We start from the raw sequence: 1,283 nt of genomic DNA, 5'->3' as shown, positions 1-1,283 counted from the left end.
AACGACGAGGTGTTGCTAGTAGCCGTCGCTGCCCCCGACGATCACAGCAAGGTGTGGACGTTGCCTGGCGGTGGCGTCAAGCGATTCGAGGACCCTCTGGACACGGTGGTCCGCGAGGTCGAAGAGGAGACTGGCGCCACTTCACGGGTTGTTCAGCTGTTGGGCCTTGATTCCCGGGTGATACCGAAGGGCGAGGCGATTCGGGGTGCACCTCACCACAACATCGGGATCTTCTACGAGATTGCTATGCGGGACAGCGAACTGCGCCCTGAGCCCTCGGGGGATACTGCAACGCCCACGTGGGTACCGTTCGAGCAAATCGCCTCTCTACCTCGGAGCGGGCTGGTAGACGTAGGCATGAGCCTGTTCATCGAACGTCCACAGTCGGGGCATGTTCCTCCAGTTCAGGTTGAAGGCCTGGTGCGACACTAGCCACGCCTGTAAGGCGAAGGTGATTACGGGATGAACCACACTTACCTTTTCAGCCCTAGGCGTCAGTTGTTCCGTTATCGTCCGAGGACCAGGGTGCTGGCGGCGGCTTCGATGACATCGTCGGTGATGGTCTCCAACTCGTTGATCTTCAACACCCGCTTGATCTGGGGGAACAATCGCTCGACCACGCGGAAGTTGCCGCGGGTCAGCCGCTCGATCGCGGCGATGGCCTGGGCATCCGTGAAGTCCTCCGGGTCCGATTCGCTGCCCAGGCGCTTGTAATGCCGATTCAGCACGAACAGCAGCTCGTCTTTGCCCAGGGCACGGTAGCGATGCGAGAAGCCCAGCCGGCTGAACAACTGGGGGTAGTGCCGGAAGCGCTGGTCGATGCCGGGCATGCCGATGAACATGATCGCCACACCGTCACGATCATGGATGTCGCGAAGCATCTCCAGTGCGGTGGGAGGCAATCGTTCGGCCTCATCGATGATGATCAACTCTGTGGCTCGGGGAGTCCTCGGGTTTATTTTGCTGACCTTTCCGGTGTTGATGAGGTGTTCTTCAATGCAGATGTCGAGGCGTTTTCGGTAGAACTCGATATCTTTGATCAACGCGCGGTACTTCGGTTGGACCTCAGGGGTGTAGAAGATGGTCCGGGTCCGATGGGCCATCGCGTAGATGGCCAGGTCCGATTCGCTGCGTGGCCCCCAGGCGTCGATGAACGTCCCCGGGGCATCCCAGTGGGCGTACCGTCTGGCGGACTGTGTTTTCCCGACTTCTGCCTCGCCGTGGCAGATACCGATGGTGGTGTCTTTACGGATGGCGTTGGCGAACTCGACGAAGCGGCGGTG

The 1,283-nt window shown here is 60.2% G+C and carries 2 protein-coding genes; one reads left to right on the top strand and one right to left on the bottom strand.

Annotation, left to right across the window (positions count from 1 at the left end):
• Positions 1 to 432, top strand: a 432-nt coding sequence (locus ACT3UN_RS16435; protein WP_444657655.1) for an NUDIX hydrolase, incomplete at its 5' end; no start/stop codon positions are given.
• A gap of 74 nt (positions 433 to 506) precedes the next feature.
• On the opposite strand, the gene ACT3UN_RS16430 is transcribed toward ACT3UN_RS16435, so the two are convergent.
• On the bottom strand, positions 507 to 1,283 hold a 777-nt coding region (locus ACT3UN_RS16430), incomplete at its 5' end, for an AAA family ATPase (protein ID WP_444657654.1).

Source organism: Corynebacterium sp. AOP12-C2-36 (assembly GCF_052379185.1).
Classification (GTDB): Bacteria; Actinomycetota; Actinomycetes; order Mycobacteriales; family Mycobacteriaceae; genus Corynebacterium.
This window is presented reverse-complemented; position numbering and strand designations above follow the sequence as displayed.